Annotated in this window: 15 protein-coding genes; 13 read left to right on the top strand and 2 right to left on the bottom strand. The window is 50.2% G+C overall.

Features of this window, described 5'->3' with window-relative positions; genetic code table 11:
• Window positions 1-146 precede the first annotated feature (146 nt).
• Window positions 147-1,175: a LacI family DNA-binding transcriptional regulator gene (locus tag U6B65_00875; protein WRS27711.1), complete on the bottom strand. Its 1,029-nt coding sequence runs from the start codon at window positions 1,173-1,175 to the stop codon at window positions 147-149.
• Between the two features lie 365 nt (window positions 1,176-1,540).
• Between U6B65_00875 and chvE the strand changes: the two genes are divergently transcribed.
• The 7 genes from chvE to U6B65_00840 all read left to right on the top strand — a co-directional run bounded on the left by chvE (window position 1,541) and on the right by U6B65_00840 (window position 10,132).
• Entirely contained in the window at window positions 1,541-2,683 is a 1,143-nt protein-coding gene (gene chvE / locus U6B65_00870; GenBank protein ID WRS27710.1) for a multiple monosaccharide ABC transporter substrate-binding protein, read from the top strand.
• 136 nt (window positions 2,684-2,819) lie between these two features.
• Window positions 2,820-4,352, top strand: a complete 1,533-nt coding sequence (gene mmsA, locus U6B65_00865) for a multiple monosaccharide ABC transporter ATP-binding protein (protein WRS27709.1) — start codon at window positions 2,820-2,822, stop codon at window positions 4,350-4,352.
• A gap of 5 nt (window positions 4,353-4,357) precedes the next feature.
• Window positions 4,358-5,515, top strand: a complete 1,158-nt coding sequence (gene mmsB / locus U6B65_00860; GenBank protein ID WRS27708.1) for a multiple monosaccharide ABC transporter permease — start codon at window positions 4,358-4,360, stop codon at window positions 5,513-5,515.
• A 14-nt stretch (window positions 5,516-5,529) separates the two neighbouring features.
• A complete protein-coding gene (xylB, locus tag U6B65_00855) occupies window positions 5,530-7,056 on the top strand; it encodes a xylulokinase (GenBank protein WRS27707.1) in 1,527 nt (508 codons plus the stop codon).
• Between the two features lie 125 nt (window positions 7,057-7,181).
• Complete coding sequence (xylA, locus tag U6B65_00850; GenBank protein WRS27706.1) at window positions 7,182-8,498, top strand: xylose isomerase; 1,317 nt, start codon at window positions 7,182-7,184, stop codon at window positions 8,496-8,498.
• A gap of 524 nt (window positions 8,499-9,022) precedes the next feature.
• Window positions 9,023-9,592, top strand: coding sequence for a class I SAM-dependent methyltransferase (locus U6B65_00845; protein ID WRS27705.1), 570 nt, complete (start codon window positions 9,023-9,025; stop codon window positions 9,590-9,592).
• A 12-nt stretch (window positions 9,593-9,604) separates the two neighbouring features.
• Entirely contained in the window at window positions 9,605-10,132 is a 528-nt protein-coding gene (locus U6B65_00840; protein WRS27704.1) for a CDP-alcohol phosphatidyltransferase family protein, read from the top strand.
• Window positions 10,133-10,410: 278 nt separating this feature from the next.
• Here the strand turns inward: U6B65_00840 and U6B65_00835 are convergent, their stop codons facing one another.
• A complete protein-coding gene (locus U6B65_00835) occupies window positions 10,411-12,510 on the bottom strand; it encodes a glutamine synthetase III (protein ID WRS27703.1) in 2,100 nt (699 codons plus the stop codon).
• A gap of 699 nt (window positions 12,511-13,209) precedes the next feature.
• On the opposite strand from U6B65_00835, the gene U6B65_00830 reads away from it, so the two are divergent.
• The 6 genes from U6B65_00830 to U6B65_00805 all read left to right on the top strand — a co-directional run bounded on the left by U6B65_00830 (window position 13,210) and on the right by U6B65_00805 (window position 20,023).
• Window positions 13,210-14,301: a hypothetical protein gene (locus U6B65_00830; protein WRS27702.1), complete on the top strand. Its 1,092-nt coding sequence runs from the start codon at window positions 13,210-13,212 to the stop codon at window positions 14,299-14,301.
• Window positions 14,302-15,801, top strand: coding sequence for a glutamate synthase-related protein (locus tag U6B65_00825; GenBank protein WRS27701.1), 1,500 nt, complete (start codon window positions 14,302-14,304; stop codon window positions 15,799-15,801). It abuts the gene before it with no gap.
• A 14-nt stretch (window positions 15,802-15,815) separates the two neighbouring features.
• Window positions 15,816-16,250: a 4Fe-4S dicluster domain-containing protein gene (locus U6B65_00820; GenBank protein ID WRS27700.1), complete on the top strand. Its 435-nt coding sequence runs from the start codon at window positions 15,816-15,818 to the stop codon at window positions 16,248-16,250.
• The gene (locus U6B65_00815; GenBank protein ID WRS27699.1) at window positions 16,247-17,479 is read left to right on the top strand and encodes an FAD-dependent oxidoreductase; all 1,233 of its coding nucleotides are present in this window, start codon (window positions 16,247-16,249) and stop codon (window positions 17,477-17,479) included. Before U6B65_00820 ends, U6B65_00815 begins: the two co-directional genes overlap by 4 nt.
• Window positions 17,476-18,198: a glutamate synthase gene (locus U6B65_00810; GenBank protein WRS27698.1), complete on the top strand. Its 723-nt coding sequence runs from the start codon at window positions 17,476-17,478 to the stop codon at window positions 18,196-18,198. The genes U6B65_00815 and U6B65_00810 overlap by 4 nt, the downstream gene beginning before the upstream one ends.
• A 559-nt stretch (window positions 18,199-18,757) precedes the next feature.
• Window positions 18,758-20,023, top strand: coding sequence for a glutamine synthetase family protein (locus tag U6B65_00805; protein ID WRS27697.1), 1,266 nt, complete (start codon window positions 18,758-18,760; stop codon window positions 20,021-20,023).
• Window positions 20,024-20,097: the final 74 nt, after the last annotated feature.

Below are 20,097 nucleotides of genomic sequence, written 5' to 3'. Positions count from 1 at the left end.
CTTCCCGGCTGATCACGCACTATTTACACAAAAAACATCCTCCCGTACAAAATTGTACGGGAGGATGTTTTTCATTTTAAACAAACAATATGTAACTTTTCTAGTCAATCTCATTATAGAACAACTTGAATTTTTATAGTAGTCAATCAAATATTTTCTTTAATCTTGATCTCCAGCCTTGTGTAATAGAATTCCTTTTCCGGCCTAATCCCCATGCCCACATAATCCATCAGAATATCTAAGGGCTTGGAGCCCTGGGTAAAAGGACTCTGGGCAATGGTGGCTATGATCGCGCCTTCTTCCACCAACTGCCGTGTTGGTGCAGTGGTATCGTAGCTGATAATATTCAGCTTTCCCAGCAAATTCATATCTTTTACAGCCCGGCAGGCACCCTGAACACCAGCCGCCGCCAAATAAAGCGAATCAATCTCCGGATAAGCCTTCAGCAATTTTCGAGTGACTGAAAGACTATCCAAATCATCATCATTGTTAATTACCGTATCCACAACCTGAATGTGCGGATAATATCTTTTAATATGATCCGTAAACCCAGCCACACGCTCAGAATGACACAAGACCCATGGCGATCCAATGACAATTCCCACTTTGGCGCCTTCTCTGCATACCAGATTCATCAACCCAGCAGCAGTGGTTCCGCTTTTATAATAATTGCTCCCTACATAGGCAATTCTCCCACAATCAGGGATATCACTATTAGCAGTTACCACAGGGAAGCCTGACCTTGTCAGCTTTTTCAGACGCCTAAACACGGCGGGATGGTTGATCGGCGTAATGGCCAGCCCATCTATTCCCTCCAACAGCAGCTCATCGATCAGCTGCACCTGATAATCCGGATTATCAATCACCGCATAACGAACAGAAACGGTTACGCCATATTCTTTGAGTGATTCGCTCCGATCCTCGATCCCACACACCATATCCAAGAAGAACGGATTGCTGGAGGTGCTGCCAAATAAAATAAAACCAAACTTGAGCTGTTTCTTTTTTACCGCCAGAGTTCTCCCCGCACGGTTTGGGATATAGTTAATGGCTTTTGCAATTTCTTTTACTTTTTGTGCCGTTTGCGGATTTACAGCCCCACGGTTATTGAGAACGCGGTCCACTGTGCCGCGTGATACGCCTGCTAGATACGCAATCTCCTTAATAGTCGCCATTGGCCTTCACCACTTTCTGCAGTAAAATGCTATTGTTTTAATTGTACGACAAAAACACAATTTTGTAAATACCAAAGTGGCTCGAGCACGATATAAATCTAAAAAAATCCCTAGTGATTAATGCACAATTATAGATATTTCAGTTTATATATATTGTTAGAAATTCTATCAAACAGCTTTTTGAGATTGACTTTGCAATAAAAATCCTTTATTCTTAAATCACACAAACGTGCACGAGCACGAAACGAAATTTTTTTCCAATTTGCATTGATTTCCAATCACTGGAATATTCTTCTTTTATCAGCCCCCTTCGGTGAGATCACCGAGTAAGTATATTTCACACACAAACAATGGAGGTTTAGAACATGAAAAAAGCACTATCACTGTTATTGGCACTGACCATGGCGTTAAGTATGGCCGCCTGCGGCGGCAGTCCTGCTCCCTCTTCCTCTACCGATCCGGCAAGCACACCGGCATCTTCTACTGCTCCGGCTCCTGAATCCACACCCAACTCCAACACCAAGGTCGGTGTTTCCATGCCCACTCAAAGTCTTCAGCGCTGGAATCAAGATGGCAGCAACATGAAACAGCTTCTTGAAGCCGCTGGTTACGAAGTTGATCTGCAGTATGCCGGCGACAACGACATCCCCACACAGGTTGCCCAGATCGAAAACATGATCTCCGGCGGCTGCGGTGTTCTCGTTATTGCCGCTATCGACGGCAGCGCTCTCACCACTGTTCTCGACAGTGCTAAAAACGCCAACATCCCTGTTATCGCTTATGATCGCCTGATCATGAACAGCGATGCCATCTCCTACTACGCCAGCTTTGATAACTGGAAGGTTGGCAAGCTTCAGGGTACATACATTGAAGAAGCTCTTGATCTTAAAAATGCCGCTGGTCCTTTTAACATCGAGCTCTTTACCGGCTCTCCTGATGACAACAACATCAACTTCTTCTTTGGCGGCGCCATGGAAGTTCTGAAGCCCTACATCGACAGCGGCAAGCTGGTCGTTAAGAGCGGACAGACTGCTAAAGAGCAATGCGCTACCCCTGGTTGGAGCACAGAAGAAAGCCAGAAGCGCATGGAAAACCTTGTTTCTTCTCAGGGTTACAGCCCCAACGGTACTCCTCTCCACGCTGTTCTTTCCAGCAATGACTCTGTTGCCAATGGTATCACCAATGCTTTGGTAGCCGCTGGCTTCACTGCTGAAAACTTCCCCGTTATCACCGGTCAGGACTGCGACAAGCCTGCTGTCAAGAACATTCTCGCTGGCACTCACAGCATGTCTGTTTTCAAAGATACCCGTACTCTGGCCTCTCAGGTTGTTAAGATGGTTGATGCCATTCTTAAGGGTTCCGCTCCTGAAATCAACGACACTCAAACCTACGACAACGGCACAGGCATCATCCCCTCCTTCCTCTGCGATCCCGTTGCCTGCACCATTGATAACTACAAGGAACTCCTTATCTCCTCCGGTTACTACACCGATGCTGATCTCGCTTAACAGAAAGAGACTGAATAAGCAGGCGGGCGGTTTCCGTCCGCCTGCTTTCTAAAAAATGCACAACGGAGCTCGCTGCCGCTTTGCCGTCTCCCAAGAGATCGCGGCGGTTCCGACCTAACGACCTGGGAGGAAACCTATGCGCAAAATATTGTTGGAAATGAAAAATATTACCAAACTGTTTCCCGGTGTGAAGGCACTCGACAATGTTAATCTCAGCGTGGAGGAAGGTGAAATCCATGCTCTGGTGGGAGAAAACGGAGCTGGAAAATCCACCCTAATGAATGTTCTGAGCGGCATTTATCCCTATGGGAGCTATGAAGGCCAAATCATCTATGATGGTGATGAATGCTGTTTTTCCACCATTCGAGACAGTGAAAAAAAAGGAATCGTAATTATTCATCAGGAGTTGGCACTGGTTCCTTATATGTCCATTGCTGAAAATATGTTTCTGGGAAACGAACGTGGCTCTTCTTTACATATTGATTGGGGAGAAACCAATAACAAAGCAGATGAATTGCTCCGTGTGGTGGGTCTGCGCGAATCTTCGCATACATTGATCAAGGATATCAGCATCGGCAAACAGCAGCTGGTGGAAATTGCAAAGGCTCTGGCCAAAAATGTACATCTGCTCATTTTAGATGAGCCGACAGCTTCTCTTAATGAGGATGATTCTGCCAAGCTTCTGGATCTTCTGCTGCAGCTAAAAAAAGATGGGATAACTTCGATCCTAATCTCTCATAAGCTGGGAGAAGTTGCAAAAGTAGCGGATCACATTACCGTAATCCGAGATGGTGCGACAATTGAAACTCTTTCCAAAGATGATGATATCAGCGAGCCGCGTATTATTAAAGGAATGGTCGGCCGCGAAATCAACGATCGCTTTCCTAAGCGCCCATATAATGTTGGGAATGTAGTTATGGAGGTAAAAGATTGGACCGTTTATCATCCTCTTTACGCAGGGCGTAAGGTGTGTGATCAGGTAAACATCCAGTTGCGCGCAGGAGAAGTGGTGGGTATTTCGGGCTTGATGGGTGCAGGGCGTACCGAGCTGGCTATGAGTATTTTTGGCCGCAGTTATGGCACCGATATTTCCGGAGAATTAAAGATTCACGGCAAACCAGTCACATTAAAAACTGTTAAAGATGCTATTCATAACAAGATCGCTTATGTTTCAGAAGATCGCAAAAATGAGGGTCTAATCTTATCCAAAGACATTCGGCTTAACACAACCTTGGCTAATCTGGAAAGTATCAGCCCCAGCGGCCGCATCGATAAGGATCGCGAAGTGCAGGTAGCCGAGGAATATCGAAAAAAACTACGGATAAAAACCCCCAGCTGTGAGCAGCTGGTAGGCAATCTTTCCGGTGGAAACCAGCAAAAGGTGCTGCTTTCCAAGTGGATGTTTGCCGAACCGGATATTCTGATTCTAGATGAACCCACCCGAGGCATTGATGTGGGCGCTAAATATGAAATTTACAATATCATAAACGATCTGGTGGCACAGAATAAATCGGTATTAATGATCTCCAGCGAAATGCCAGAAGTTCTGGGCATGTGCGACAGAATCTATGTAATGAACGAAGGCCGTATAGTTGCAGAACTCACACGGGAACAAGCCAGTCAGGAGATTATTATGGCCAAGATCCTGCAATCCAGCAAAGGAGCGTAAAGCGAATGTACAAAACCAAAATATCACTGAAAAAATATACCATGTTGCTGGCGTTGGTCTTTATTATGATATTGTTTCAGATGTTAATCATCTGGCAAAACAAGGGTTCTTTGTTCGCCCCTTCCAATATCACAAACCTTATAAGCCAAAATAGCTATGTGGTTATTTTAGCGACCGGTATGTTGATGTGTATTCTCACCGGAGGCAACATTGATCTTTCCGTAGGCAGTATTGTTGCTCTGGTAGGAGCTATTGCAGGAACCTTGATTGTCAATATGAAGGCTAATATTTATCTTTCTATTGCTATTTGCCTGTTGGCCGGAACACTTTTAGGTGCATGGCAGGCTTTCTGGATCGCTTATATGCGCATCCCACCTTTCATTGTTACGTTAGCAGGCATGCTCACTTTCCGCGGGCTTGCACTGATTTTGCTCAATGGCTTGACCATTTCGCCCTTCCCCGCAGACTATACCCGTTATTTCAACAGCTACTTAGCCTTTGGCGGAGCGCTCAACTTTTCTTTAGCCATCGGCGCAGTGGTATGTGCAATTTTGGTTGTTACCCAGCTGTATGCCCGACGCAATAAAGTGAAAAAGGGCTACACTGTCGAGCCTTTGGCCTTACTAGCAGTCAAGCTGCTGCTGATCTGTGCCGTTACCATATATGTTTCTTGGCTGTTAGGCCGTGATAAGGGTATTCCTATCATTTTGGTTCTGTTGGCCGTGGTGGTTTTGGCTTACAACTACTATACCTCCAACACAGTTCCCGGCCGTTATCTTTATGCTATGGGCGGCAACGAAAAGGCAGCTCGCCTATCCGGTGTTGATACCAACCGCACCCTTTTCTTTGCTTACACCAACATGGGCTTTTTGGCAGCCATTGCCGCCCTTGTGTGCGTGGCCCGCTTTAATTCCGCCGCTCCCAGCGCCGGAACCAACTATGAAATGGATGCCATTGCCTCCTGCTATATTGGCGGAGCCTCCGCTTTCGGCGGTGTCGGAACAGTAGGTGGTTCTGTAATTGGTGCGGTTTTCATGGGTGTTCTGAACAACGGTATGTCCATTCTGGGTATTGACGCCAACTGGCAGAGAACAGTAAAAGGCCTCGTACTTTTGGCCGCAGTCATCTTTGATGTAATGAGTAAAAAACGCAAACAAGCCTAAGGAGGTCACCCCTTTTGAACTACCTAATCGGAATTGATCTTGGCACCTCAGGCACCAAAACGGTTCTCTTTGATTTATCCGGAAAAAGCATCGCATCCGCCACGGTGGAATACCCCCTCTACCAGCCTCAAAATGGCTGGGCGGAGCAAGATCCCCATGATTGGTGGAATGCTTGTGTAAGCACCCTTTGTCAGGTCATGAAGGATGCAGGCATCTCAAAAGAAAAGGTTGCCGGAATCGGTCTTTCCGGGCAGATGCACGGGCTGGTTATGCTGGATGAGGCCGGTGAAGTGCTTCACAACAGCATTATCTGGTGCGATGGCCGCACCGCTCAGGAATGTGAGGAAATTACAAACCGAGTGGGCGCTCAACGTTTGATTGAGATTTCTGCCAACCCTGCACTGACCGGCTTTACCGCTGGAAAAATTCTGTGGATGCGGCGTCACAAGCCTGAACTCTATGCCAAATGCCGCCACATTCTGTTACCCAAGGATTATCTGCGTTACAAGCTCTGCGGTGTGTTTGCCACAGAAGTCAGCGATGCCTCCGGCATGAATCTACTGGATGTTCCCAATCGCTGCTGGAGCAGCGAAATACTGGAAAAGCTGGAAATCGATCCCGATCTTCTCCCAAAAGTATACGAATCATGTGAGATTACCGGAGCAATCACCCGGGAAGCAGCCGATCTTACCGGTCTGGCTCCAGGTATACCGGTGGTGGGCGGTGCCGGAGACAATGCCGCCGCCGCTATCGGAACCGGGGTGGTGGAGCAAGGCAAGGCCTTTACCACTATTGGCACCTCCGGTGTTATCTTCGCCCACTCTGATTCTGTTTGCATCGACCCGGCCGGGCGTGTACATACCTTTTGCAGCGCAGTGCCCGGCGCATGGACTGTAATGAGCTGCACTCTTTCGGCGGGAGGGAGCCTGCAATGGTTCCGCAATAACTTTTGTACCGCTGAAATGCAGACAGCCGCTGGTCTGGGCAAGGATCCCTACTATTTGATGGATCAGGAAGCTGAACGAATTCCCATTGGCTCAAACCGCCTTATCTTTTTGCCTTACCTGATGGGTGAGCGGAGCCCTCTGCTTAACCCCGATGCCCGTGGTGTGTTTTTTGGGCTTTCAGGTATACACACAAGGCAGGATATGCTGCGTGCCGTAATGGAAGGCGTTATGTATTCCCAGCGGGAATGCCTCGATGTGCTCAGAGAAATGGGTGTCCCCTTATGCGAAATGCTCGCAACAGGCGGGGGCGGCAACAGCCCTCTGTGGCGGCAAATGATGGCTGATCTGTATAGCTGCCCTGTTGTCACCATAGACAGCAAAGAAGGCCCTGCTCTTGGAGCCGCCATTCTTGCGGGTGTGGGTGCATCTCTTTATCCCAGTGTTCAGGAAGCCTGCCGAACCGTCATACGCACCAATCCACCGCAGAATCCCATCCCAGAGCACAGTGCCGCTTACGAACCCTATTTCCGCTTGTATCAAGAGGTTTATGCATCCCTTAAAAAGCAATTTTCTCTTCTATCCGCTTTAAACTAAATGCCAATTGAGTTGTAACTATAGGCTCAAAAAGCTTTCTCGTTTGGCGTAACACTGCAATTGTCTCTATGGGCACCAATCTCTGCACAGCAATTTTAACAAAGTATAGATAAGGAGAATTCATAATGGCCGAAATTTTTGAAGGAATTGGCAAAATCCCCTACGAAGGGATCACTGGTGACAGCCCTCTATCTTTTAAATATTATGATGCAAATAGAATAATAGCCGGTAAACCCATGAAGGATCACCTGAAATTCGCCATGGCATGGTGGCACAATCTTTCAGCTACCGGTGCGGATATGTTCGGAGTTGGAACAGCCGATAAGAGCTTTGGTTCCACCTCGGGCAGTATGGAACATGCACACGCTAAGGTGGACGCTGGATTTGAGTTTATGCAGAAGCTGGGGATTGAATATTTCTGCTTCCACGATGTGGATATTATCCCCGAAGCCAGTGATATCAATGAAACCAACCGCCGCCTCGATGAAATTACCGATCATATTCTGGAGAAAATGAAAGAGACCGGTATAAAATGCCTATGGGGCACCGCGAATATGTTCAGCAATCCTCGCTTTATGAATGGTGCGGGCAGTTCCAACTCGGCAGATGTTTTCGCTTTTGCTGCCGCACAGGTAAAGAAGGCTCTTGACCTGACCGTTAAGCTGGGTGGTACCGGATATGTTTTCTGGGGCGGACGGGAAGGCTATGAAACACTGCTCAACACCGACATTAAATTTGAGCAGGAAAACATTGCCCAGTTAATGAAAATGGCGGTAGACTATGGCCGCAGCATCGGTTTTGAGGGCGAATTCTGGATTGAGCCCAAGCCCAAGGAGCCCATGAAGCATCAGTATGATTTTGATGCCGCCACTGCAATCGGCTTCCTGCGCCAGTATGGTCTGGACAAAGACTTTAAACTGAATATTGAGGCCAACCATGCCACGCTGGCAGGCCACACCTTCCAGCACGATCTGCGCATTGCGGCCATGAACGGCATGCTGGGCAGTGTAGACGCCAATACTGGCGATTTGCTTCTGGGATGGGATACAGATGAATTCCCGTACAACGTGTATGACACCACCATGTGTATGTATGAGGTGCTGAAGGCAGGCGGGCTGAAAAACGGTGGGCTCAATTTCGATGCCAAAAACCGCCGCCCCAGCTATACTCAAGAAGATATGTTCTTGGGCTTTATTCTTGGTATGGATACCTTCGCTCTTGGCCTTCTTAAAGCCGCTTCGCTGATTGAAGACGGCCGTATCGACAGCTTTATAAAAGAGCGCTATGCAAGCTATCAGAGTGGAATCGGGGCAAAAATCCGCAGCGGCGAAACAAACTTGAAGGAACTGGCAGAATATGCCGCCCAACTCAAAGCCCCAGCCCTCCCCGGTTCAGGCAAGCAGGAATATCTGGAGAGCGTTGTAAACTCCATCCTGTTTTAACGGTTGTTGATTAGGGTGTGTTTGATAAATTGCTTTGGAGGTCTGGTTGACCAGATTTTGATGCATTTCAAGGCGGAGGAGGAAGGAATGCTGACGCATTCCGACTGACAACAACGCTGAAAGGCGCAAAAGATAGTCAATCTGACACTGAATTGGATTTTCAAACACGCCCTAAGACACCGCTAACCTATTGTTGCTAATTTTGTGTCTTCCGGCCCTTGGGCTGGGGGAAATATGGCAAGTGTTCCTTCTTCCTCCTTAGAAGGGAACCAAACGCCTGGCAAAATTGCATATATTCCATTTGTGCCGCAAATTTCCCGTATCATGCTTCCCCTCCATAAGCAGCAATCCTGCACTGGATTTAATCTGGTGCAGGATTGTTGTTTATTCTGATTTAAAAACAGCAAAATTGAAGGGCTCCGCGGCTTTTTTGCGTAAAAACAGGCCTATGGCCCACTGCAAAGAATGGGATTTTGTGCTATACTAAATAATAAAATTACAAGTCGCCTTAAAAGGAGAAAATTATGCCCGGAGATTTAAATTCATTGGTGCTGTCACATCAGGTTCTGACAGCACATGTTAAGGAAGGCAATTTCTGCATTGACGCCACTGCAGGCAGAGGAAGGGACACTGCCTTTTACTGCTCGCTGGTGGGCGAAACAGGCAGGGTTCTGACCTTTGATATTCAGCAGGAGGCATTGGATAGCACCGCTAAACTGCTGGAAAAAGAAGGCTATACCGATCGGGCCAAGCTGGTTCTGGATAGCCACAGCAACATGGCTCTTTATGCTCAGCCCGGCACTGCCGATGCCATCGGCTTTAATCTTGGCTGGCTCCCCGGCGGAGATCACAGCCTGTTTACCAAGCCGGATACCAGCATCGCTGCCATTGAGGCCGGGCTTGAGATTCTGCGGGTAGGCGGCCTGATGAGCATTGGGATTTATTATGGCGGCCAAAGCGGCTTTGAAGAGAGGGACGCTCTGCTGGCCTATCTGCCAACCCTTGATCCTTCCCGCTATACCGTAATGGAGACACATTTCTGCAACCGCCCTAACAATCCTTCTATTGCAGTGTTCATCGTCAAGGATGAATAAGGAGGGCTTCTCTTGAAGCATGCGGCCAATATTCTTTCCCTGCTCCGAATTTTTCTTTCTCTGCTGCTGTTTTTTTGCCTAGACCGGCCGGTGCTTTTCGGTATGCTCTATCTGCTGAGCGGCTTGAGTGACCTGCTGGATGGCTATATTGCCCGCAAAACCAACACCCAAAGCACACTGGGTGCCCGGCTGGATACACTGGGAGACATTTTCCTTTTTGGCGTTATTACCGTTTCGGTGGCTGTATGGATGGGCCCGGCGATAAAGCGGTTTATCCCATGGATTCTGGTGATTCTTTTGGTGCGCCTGGCCGGTATGGGAATTGCCGCCTTTAAATACCGATGCTTTGCCAGCCTCCATACATGGGCCAACAAGCTTTCCGGACTGTTTCTTTTTTCAGCTCCCGTCCTGCTGCTTTTAAAGCTTCCTAAACTTCTGTGGGCTGTTGCTGCTCTATGCTTTCTTTCCGCCGTGGAGGAAGCGCTCATACACTTGACATCACCTGTGTTGGATTTGAACCGGCGAAGTTTGTTTTTCTAAACATCCAAATCAATTTTCAGCATAAAACACCGGAGCGGCCAAAGGCAACTGCCTCTGACCGCTCCGGTGCTATTTTATGGAGACTTTTCTGACTATTCTGGGCAAACCCGATCGCTAAACCGCTTGGGGACGGCCAACACCGAATATGAACCCTTTTAAAGCGCCTGCGCATCCCGCTCATAGATACGCAATGCGAATAGCAGACCAAACAGACAGCAACAGTTTTCCTCTCATCCCCCTTTTTCCAAATCAGTTATATCAAAAGTAATCCGTAATGGTTATACGCTAAACAGCAGTTCGCCATAGGTGGGCATGGGCCAGAAATCCTCGCTGACCAACGGCTCCATTTCGTCCACAACCGCCCGCAGCTCCTGCATAGAGATGAACACAGTGTCTCTGTAGTGGCTGGCCTGCTCCAAAATGTCGGAGGAAGTCATCTTCTCGCTGAGCAGAGCATCGTCAAGCTGCTTGATTTTTTTGGTCAGGCACTGGGAAAGGCCGCAAAGCTTCTCCACAATTTCCTTTTCAAGAGAGCAGGCTTCCAAAGCGCCGGCCAACAGCTTTTGCTTTTTCAGTGCGCCCTCGCTCAAATGAGCGGTATAAGCACACACAGCCGGGATAATTTCCTTACGGGTCATTTCCAGAGTTGTCAGGGCCTCAATGTGGATGGTCTTGCAGTAGTTTTCCATCATCATTTCATAGCGGGAGTGAATCTCTTCCTCGGTGAAAACCCCATGACGGGTAAACAGATCAAGGTTCTTCTCGCTGATAAAGTGAGGCAGGGCATCCACAGTGGTTTTCAGGTTCAGCAAGCCTCTTTTTTCAGCTTCCTCCACCCATTCCTGTGCATAGTTGTTGCCATTGAAGATAATGCGCTTATGCTTTTGAACGGTTTCTTTCACCAAAGCCATGGCATCCGCTTCAAACTGCTGGCTGTTCTCCAACTGATCAGCAAACTGAGAAAGGGATTCAGCCACAATGGTGTTGAGGATGACGTTAGGCCCGGAGATGGAGAAAGCGGAACCCAGCATACGGAACTCAAATTTATTGCCGGTGAAGGCAAAGGGAGAAGTACGGTTGCGGTCGGTGTTATCACGGGTAAACCGTGCCAGAGTATGTACACCCGATTTCATCAGCTCTTTTTCCTGAGCGGCCAGATTCTGACCAGCCTCGATGGATTCCAGAACCTTGGTCAGTTCATCACCCAAAAAGACCGAAACAATGGCAGGAGGCGCCTCGTTGGCACCCAAGCGGTGATCGTTGCCGGCACTGGCTACCGAGATACGCAGCAGATCCTGATAATTATCCACCGCCTGAATAACCGCAGCCAAAAAGAGCAGAAAGCGGGTATTCTGAGAGGGGCACTCGCCGGGATCCAGCAGGTTCTCACCTTTGTTGGTGGAAATGGACCAGTTGTTGTGCTTGCCGCTGCCGTTTACACCGGCAAAAGGTTTTTCATGGAGCAGGCAGGCCATATCGTGCCGGTCAGCCACTTTCTTCATCATTTCCATGGTGAGCTGGTTGTGGTCTGTAGCCATATTGGTGGTGGAGAAAATCGGAGCCAACTCATGCTGAGCAGGGGCAACCTCATTGTGCTCGGTTTTAGCCAACACACCCAAGTTCCAAAGCTCCTGGTTTAAATCCTGCATATAGGCCCGTACTCTGGGCTTAAGAGCACCGAAGTAGTGATCCTCCAGCTCCTGACCCTTGGGAGGCTTTGCGCCAAACAGGGTTCTTCCGCAGTAAACCAGATCCTTGCGCTTCTTCCACACGCTCTTATCCACAAGGAAGTATTCCTGCTCCGGCCCCACTGTGGTGGTCACCCGGGTTACCTCAGGATCACCAAACAGCTTGAGAACACGAATGGCCTGCTTGTTAATGCTTTCCATCGAGCGAAGCAAAGGGGTTTTCTTATCCAGCGCCTGCCCGCCGTAGGAGCAGAAGGCAGTGGGAATGCAAAGGGTGTTTTCTTTGATAAAAGCATAAGAGGTGGGGTCCCAAGCGGTGTAGCCTCTGGCCTCAAAGGTAGCTCTTAAGCCGCCGGAGGGGAAGCTGGAGGCATCCGGTTCACCCTGTACCAGTTCTTTGCCGGAGAATTCCAGCATCACGCCGCCATCACCGGCAGGGGAAATGAAGCTGTCGTGTTTTTCCGCAGTAATGCCGGTCATCGGCTGGAACCAGTGGGTGAAATGGGTAACGCCCTTTTCAATCGCCCAGGTCTTCATTCCGTTTGCCACAGCGCCTGCAATGGTGGGATCCAGCTTTTTGCCCTGCTGAATGGTTTTCTGCAAGGCCTTATAAACATCCTTGGGCAGATAAGCCTTCATAGCACGGTCATCAAACACCATGCAGCCAAAATTATCGAGTGGATTATGCACAAAGAATTCCTCCTTTTTTATCGTTCAAAGTAAATTTACTTGCCAATCGAGCTTCCTATCCCTACGGGATTTAGCCGGGATGCATAAAAGAGAAACAGCCAGAGCACAGTCCACTACCCACACTCTTGCAGAAGTAGCTATCGTTTCTGCTGCCGGCAATACACCCCTTGACAGCCGCTCTTAAAAATCAAAAAAGGCGCTGCGGGTCTCATAACCCACAGCGCCTTTGCTGTTATGGAAACAGTATAAAACATCTCTTTTCGTTTGTCAAGAGGTTTTTGAAATTTTTGCAAGTTAAATATTTTGCCCTGCAAATCGTTACAATTTTTTTATTTTTCGATTAATATTCTACAATAATTAAGTGTTAATTGCAGGACAGGCTATGTTTTGTTTCAAATTCTCTTGACAAAGCAGCCTCCTTTGCTGTATAGTACTACTTAATGAACAAAGGCGTTCATCACCGGGTAACGGCATTTTCGTTGTCTCCCGGTGATGAACGCTTTTTTGTATGCAATGCCCCAATCAGGCAATTTAACGGGCTGTTAGTAAATACTCATAGCTTCAAAACCGCAATGCAATTTTGAAGCTATGAGTATGAAGTGGGTATAGACCGCCCTATGGCGGTTAGCGGCAGATTGCCGCTGTTTAAAACCACGTTGTGGTTTTAAACCTATACAACTATAAAAGGAGGTTCTCTCAATGCTTAAGGAAGGTCAGGTGCGCATTCCCTCCGGATGTGCCATTTCTGGAATTTTTTCCAGAGAAAAGAAACGCTTTACCGGGGAATCCATCATCCGCTCCATTGCCACCATGCACGATCGCTCCAACGGTCTGGGCGGCGGCTTTGCCGGTTACGGCATTTACCCTGAATATAAAAACAATTATGCTCTGCATATTTTCTACGACGATACCGAAGCCAGGCAGAAATGCGAGCGTTTTCTTGACCGTCACTTTGATGTGGTGAACCTTTCCAAAATACCCGTTAAAAAGATCCCGGCCATCACCGATGAGCCTCTGATCTGGCGCTACTTTGTCACTCCCCTGCCCACCAAGCTGGCTGAGAGCCAGTTGGATGAGGCTGAATTCACAGCCCGCTGTGTTATTAAGGTAAACACACAGATTGACGGTGCTTATGTCTTCTCCAGCGGAAAAAACATGGGCGTTTTTAAGGCTGTCGGCTTCCCTGAGGATGTTGGCGAGTTCTATCGGCTTGAGGAATATTCCGGCCACTGCTGGATTGCCCACGGTCGGTATCCCACCAATACCCCCGGCTGGTGGGGCGGTGCCCATCCCTTCTCTATGCTGGATTACGCCGTGGTACATAACGGGGAGATTTCCTCCTACGACGCCAACCGCCGCCACATTGAAATGTTCGGTTACAAATGCACCCTACTGACCGATACTGAGGTTATTACCTATATTATTGATTACCTCAACCGCCGGGTCAAACTTTCTCTTGAAGAGGTTGCCAGTGTCATTGCCGCCCCCTTCTGGAGCACCATTCACCGCCTGCCTCCTGCCCAGAGAGAGCAGCTCACCTATCTGCGAAGCGCCTTCAGCAGCCTGCTGATTACCGGCCCCTTCTCGATTCTGCTGGGCTTTGAAAACGGTATGATGGCCTTGGGTGATCGGCTCAAGCTCCGCTCCATGGTCGTGGCTGAAAAGGGCGATATGTTCTATGCCGCCAGCGAGGAGTGCGCCATCCGCACCATCCAGCCAGATCTGGATCGCCTCTGGTCCCCTGAAGGGGGAGAACCGGTCATCGTGACCGCAAAGGAAGGTGTACTGTAAATGGAGTATTTGTATCCTGACTATGAAATTGTGCGAAACACCACCCGGTGCATCGCATGCCGAGTATGTGAGCGACAGTGTGCCAATCTGGCACACTCCTTTGATGAAGAAACCGGAACCATGCGGGCACATGACGAAAACTGTGTCAACTGCCACCGCTGTGTCAGCCTTTGCCCCACAAGAGCACTGAAAATTATCAAGACAGACCACACCTTTAAAGCAAATGCCAACTGGAGCGGCCAAACCATTCAAGAGGTATACCGGCAGGCTTCCTCCGGCGGTGTTCTGCTCTCTTCCATGGGTAACCCGCAGGATCATCCCGTTTATTTTGATAAGATCCTGATTAATGCCTCCCAGGTTACCAACCCGCCTATCGATCCCCTTCGGGAGCCTATGGAAACCCGCACCTTCCTGGGAGCAAAGCCCTCCACAATACACCGGGACGCCGCCGGAAAGCTGCTCAACAACATGACTCCTCAGCTTGAGCTGGCAGTACCCATTCTCTTTTCCGCCATGTCTTATGGCTCCATCAGCTACAACGCCCACCAGTGTCTGGCACGGGCCTCCAAGGAGCTGGGAACCTTTTATAACACCGGCGAAGGCGGCCTCCATGAGGATTTTTACCAGTATGGCCCCAACACCATTGTGCAGGTAGCCTCCGGCCGTTTTGGTGTACATAAGGATTACCTCAATGCAGGCGCTGCGGTTGAGATTAAAATGGGTCAGGGCGCAAAGCCGGGAATCGGCGGCCATCTGCCCGGTGAAAAAATCGTGGGAGACGTTTCCCGAACCCGTATGATTCCCGAAGGCTCCGACGCCATCTCCCCCGCACCTCACCACGATATCTATTCCATCGAGGATTTGCGTCAGCTGGTCTACTCCCTTAAAGAAGCAACCAGCTACAAAAAGCCGATCATTGTCAAGGTTGCGGCGGTGCACAATGTAGCTGCTATCGCCAGCGGTATCGCCCGCAGCGGTGCGGATATCATCGCTATCGACGGATTCCGTGGCGGCACCGGAGCCGCCCCCACCCGAATCCGGGATAATGTGGGTATTCCCATCGAGCTGGCCCTTGCCAGCGTGGATCAGCGCCTGCGTCAAGAGGGCATCCGTGGCAATGTTTCGGTTCTGGCGGGCGGCAGTATGCGCAGCAGCGCCGACATTGTCAAGGCTATCGCCCTTGGTGCGGATGGCGTTTACATCGCAACCGCCGCTCTGCTGGCTCTTGGCTGCCACCTATGCCGTACCTGCCAGTTCGGCAAGTGCAACTGGGGCATCGCAACCCAGCGCCCTGAGCTGGTCAAACGGCTCAACCCGGATGTGGGTGCCCAGCGGCTGGTGAATCTGGTCAACGCATGGAACCACGAAATCAAGGAAATCATGGGCGGAATGGGAATCAACTCCATCGAGGCTCTCCGGGGCAACCGCCTGATGCTCCGTGGTGTGGGACTAAGCCAGAAAGAGCTGGATATTCTGGGCATTCTCCACGCCGGCGAGTAGAAAGGAGCATAGCCATGAAACGAATTTATGTGGACGAAAACTGGTGCCTTGGCTGCCACCTGTGCGAATATTACTGTGCCTTTGCCAATTCCGGTGAAGCCGATATGGTCAGGGCTCTGGGCGGGAAAAAGATTTCCCCCCGCATACAGATCGAGGAGGGCAGCGGCATCAGCTTTGCCGTATCCTGCCGCCACTGTGAAGAACCCCTGTGTGTCAAAGGCTGCATCACCGGTGCCATGACCATAAAGGATGGGGTGATCTCGGTGGATCAAAGCCGCTGTGTGGGCTGCTACACCTGCATTCTTTCTTGCCCCTACGGTGCGGTAATGCCCGCTGAATCCGGTGTGGTGCAGAAATGCCAGCTCTGCCTTGAAAACAGCTGCGGCAAGCCCGCCTGTGTGAGCGGCTGCCCCAACCACGCCATTGTTTATGAGGAGAGAACGCTATGAGCTATGTAATCATCGGAAATTCCGCCGCCGCTGTGGGCTGTGTGGAGGGAATCCGTCAGGTTGATGCCCACAGCCCGATCCTCCTAATTGCCGACGAACCGCACCACACCTATTCCCGCCCGCTGATCTCCTATCTTTTACAGGGCAAAACCGATGAGGATCGCATGCGCTACCGCTCCAAAAGCTTTTACAGTGACAATGGCTGCGAAACCCTGTTTGGTGAGACCGTAACCTCGATCCAGCCGGAGGAAAAGACTGTATTGCTGGAAGGCGGGCGCAGTATCCCTTATGAAAAGCTTTTGGTGGCCACCGGCTCCAGCCCTTTTGTACCGCCTGTACCGGGGCTGGAAACAGTAGAAAACCAATCCACCTTCATGACCTTAGAGGATGCCAGAGCCTTGCAGGAAAAGGTCACGGCTGAAACCCGGGTGCTGATTCTAGGGGCCGGGCTCATCGGTCTGAAGTGTGCCGAAGGGCTGTGGTCAAAGACCAAGAGCATTACCGTTGTGGATATGGCAGATCACATCCTGCCCAGCATTCTGGATGTGGATGCTGCCCAAATTATCTCAGACCACATCGCCGCTCAGGGAATTGAGCTTCTGCTCTCCCAGTCGGTCAAGGAATTTCAGGGGAATAAAGCCCTGCTGACCGGAGGCGGTGAAATTTCCTTTGACCGGCTGGTCATAGCGGTGGGTGTACGCCCCAATACGGCTTTGGTGGCCAATGCCGGCGGCAAAGTCAACCGGGGTATTGCCACCGACACCCTTTGCCAGACCAGTCTGCCGGATATTTATGCGGCGGGAGACTGCACCGAAAGCTATGACATCACCAAAGGCGAATGCAGGGTTCTGGCTCTGCTGCCCAATGCTTACACCCAAGGCGAATGCGCAGGCATCAACATGGCAGGGGGCGAAAGCCGCTACGACAAGGCTCTGCCCATGAATGCCATCGGTTTTTTTGGCAAGCACATCATCACAGCCGGAACCTGTCAGGGTGAAGAATACGCCTCACGGGATGGCGAAGGGTATAAGCGCCTGTTTTATGAGGACAATGTCCTCAAGGGCTATATTCTGGTGGAAAAAGTTGCCCGGGCGGGAATTTACACCGCTTTAATCCGGGAGCAAACCCCGCTGGATACCTTAGATTTTGACCTGATCAAGGAACACCCGCAGCTTATGGCTTTCTCTAAGGAGCAGCGGCAGAAAAAAATGGGAGGTGTGCGCCTGTGACCATCAACGCAGAAGGCATGCATTTTCAGACTTTGTGCACCCAGATCAAAGAGGCCGCTCCCGAGCCGGTAGTAGTGGAAAACTGCATGGGCCAACGCTATATCGGCAGCGGCATGAGCGGGGCTGATATCACCATCCACGGAACCCCCGGCAATGCATTGGGCGCTTATTTTGATGGCGGCCGCATTTTGGTGGGCGGCAACGCACAGGATGCTACCGGCGATACCATGAATGACGGCGAAATTATCATCCACGGCTCCAGCGGCGATGCCACCGGCTATGCCATGCGGGGCGGCAAAATTTTTGTCAAAGGCAACACCGGCTACCGGGCTGGCATCCATATGAAGGCCTATCAGCAAAAACTGCCCGTTCTGGTGATCGGGGGCCGAGCCGGGAATTTTTTGGGCGAGTATCAGGCCGGAGGCAAGATTATCGTGCTGGGGCTGGAGATCGGCGGTTCTTCACCTGTTGGCGATTTCTGTGGAACCGGTATGCACGGCGGCGCCATTTACATTCGCTGCCAGCAGCCGCCTGAGCATCTTCCCGAGCAGGTAGCTGTTTCCAAGGCCACAGCCGAGGATTTAACGGAAGTTGCACCCGAGGTGGAGCGTTACTGCGATTTGTTTGGCGGCAGCGCACGGGCGCTTCTGGAAGATTCCTTTTATGTTCTGCGGCCCAACAAGGCCAATCCCTACAAACGGCTTTACACCCACAATTAAAGAAAAATGAAATTATTTTTATGATTACCTTTGCTTTTTTCCAATAATTAGGTCATTATATATTCAATGAGCTTTAAGAAAAACAGCATCTTAAAGGCACAGATTTCACCTGTACGCCGCTTTCGGCGGCCCCATTGAAACGCTTGGTCAATCGCATGCCGCAGAGTGTGCCGGCAGGCTCCTGCTTCCACCTGAACGCCTTTTATGGCTTTCAGGTTGATTGACTATATAATATCCACTGAACAAATGCGCTTTGCGAAGCGCATTTGCAACCAGAGCAATTTTCACTCTGGTTGACAGCAAAACAGGCCTGTTTTGCTGCTTCAGATACATTGATTGGCTGCCTGAAAGGATTTGCGGACACACGCCGCAAATCCTTTGTGCAAGGCTTTCTGCCGTATTCGGCAAAAAACCTTGCACCTAAACAATCCAAAAACGCTGTCAAAGTATTGCTATTGTTGCATTTTTGAATTGTTCAGCAGGCATTATATAGTGAAAGTGAAAAAGGCGGTTGTCAGCGCCTTTAAGCAGCAATATGAATGTATTGGAGGAAATGGTAATGGCCTTTACCGTATCGGAAGTTCTGGAATTTGTCCAGGAAAATGACGTTAAGTTTATTCGACTTGCTTTCTGCAATCTTTTCGGTGTGCAGAAAAATATATCCATTATGGCCGGGGAACTCCCGGATGCCTTTGAACGGGGGGTCTGCATCGATACAGCCTCGGTGGAGGGCCTTGTGGGCGAAGAGGACGGCGACATTTTTCTCTTCCCTGACCCGGCCACCCTTTCTATCCTGCCTTGGCGGCCTTCACATGGCCGGGTTGTGCGATTTTTTTGCGAAATACGCCGTGCCGATGGCTCCCCCTCTGAGGAGGATGGGAGAAAGCTTCTGCAAAATGCGGTTCAAAAAGCCACCGATCTGGGCTACACCTGCCAAATCGGCTGTGAATGCGAGTTTTATCTTTTTGAACTGGATGAAACCGGCGTTCCCAGCAAAAAGCCGCAGGATACAGCCGGTTACTGCGATATAGCGCCGCTGGATAAAGGTGAAAATGTCCGCCGTGAAATCTGCATGTCTCTGGAGGATATGGGCATTCAACCCGAAAGCTCTCACCACGAGCGTGGGCCGGGCCAGAACGAAATTGTCTGCAAATATTCCGGTCCTTTGCAGGCCGCCGACGCTTTGATCAGCTTCCGGGCTGTCAGCTCGGTGATTGCGGCCCGCAACGGGCTCCACGCTTCCTTCCTGCCCAAACCGCTGGCGGATAAGGAAGGAAACGCCCTGCACATCAATCTCTCCCTTTCCCGCGGCGGCGTTAACCTCTTTAAGGCCGGGGGTGAGCACTCTCACGAAGCCGAAAGCTTTCTGGCCGGTGTTCTGGCCCATCTGGATGAGCTGACCCTTTTCCTCAATCCTCTTGCCAGCTCCTATTGCCGCTTTGGCGATGATGTTCCCCGCCGCCTTACCTGGTCCCACCAGAACCGTGCTCAGCTGGTGCGCATTCCCGCCGCCAGCGGCCAATACAGCCGCATGGAGCTGCGCTCCCCCGATCCTTCTCTCAACCCTTATCTGGCTTTCGCCCTCTTAATGGAGGCTGGCTTGGAAGGAATCCAGCAAGGCCGCCCACTGAGCCGCAGTATCCCCGAAGAGGATTGTCCGCTGCTGCCCTCCAATCTGGAGGAAGCCATAAAACTGGCTCAGCAAAGCGCACTGGTGGCCAAGGTGATTCCTCAAAAGGCTTTGGAAAAATACATTGCAGAAAAGCATGCCGAGCATGAGCTCTGGCAAAAGCAGCTTTCCCGAGCCGCTGTACAGCCACTGTAGCAAATTCTGGTTACTGCCCTGTGAAGGGCACAGGCAGTCATATTGTATGGCATTCCGGCAGCGGCAGTCTTAAA

The organism is Oscillospiraceae bacterium MB08-C2-2, from assembly GCA_035621215.1.
Taxonomy (GTDB): Bacteria; Bacillota; Clostridia; order Oscillospirales; family Ruminococcaceae; genus WRAV01.
Note: the sequence above shows the minus strand (reverse complement) of the source record. Positions and strands in the feature narration are given on the sequence as shown.

Coding starts and splice junctions, on each gene's coding strand:
- chvE (WRS27710.1), top strand. CDS start 1,541: ATGAAAAAAGCACTATCACTGTTATTGGCACTGACCATGGCGTTAAGT.
- U6B65_00825 (WRS27701.1), top strand. CDS start 14,302: ATGGAGTATTTGTATCCTGACTATGAAATTGTGCGAAACACCACCCGG.
- mmsB (WRS27708.1), top strand. CDS start 4,358: ATGTACAAAACCAAAATATCACTGAAAAAATATACCATGTTGCTGGCG.
- mmsA (WRS27709.1), top strand. CDS start 2,820: ATGCGCAAAATATTGTTGGAAATGAAAAATATTACCAAACTGTTTCCC.
- xylA (WRS27706.1), top strand. CDS start 7,182: ATGGCCGAAATTTTTGAAGGAATTGGCAAAATCCCCTACGAAGGGATC.
- U6B65_00845 (WRS27705.1), top strand. CDS start 9,023: ATGCCCGGAGATTTAAATTCATTGGTGCTGTCACATCAGGTTCTGACA.
- U6B65_00875 (WRS27711.1), bottom strand. CDS start 1,175: ATGGCGACTATTAAGGAGATTGCGTATCTAGCAGGCGTATCACGCGGC.
- U6B65_00830 (WRS27702.1), top strand. CDS start 13,210: ATGCTTAAGGAAGGTCAGGTGCGCATTCCCTCCGGATGTGCCATTTCT.
- U6B65_00815 (WRS27699.1), top strand. CDS start 16,247: ATGAGCTATGTAATCATCGGAAATTCCGCCGCCGCTGTGGGCTGTGTG.
- U6B65_00805 (WRS27697.1), top strand. CDS start 18,758: ATGGCCTTTACCGTATCGGAAGTTCTGGAATTTGTCCAGGAAAATGAC.
- U6B65_00820 (WRS27700.1), top strand. CDS start 15,816: ATGAAACGAATTTATGTGGACGAAAACTGGTGCCTTGGCTGCCACCTG.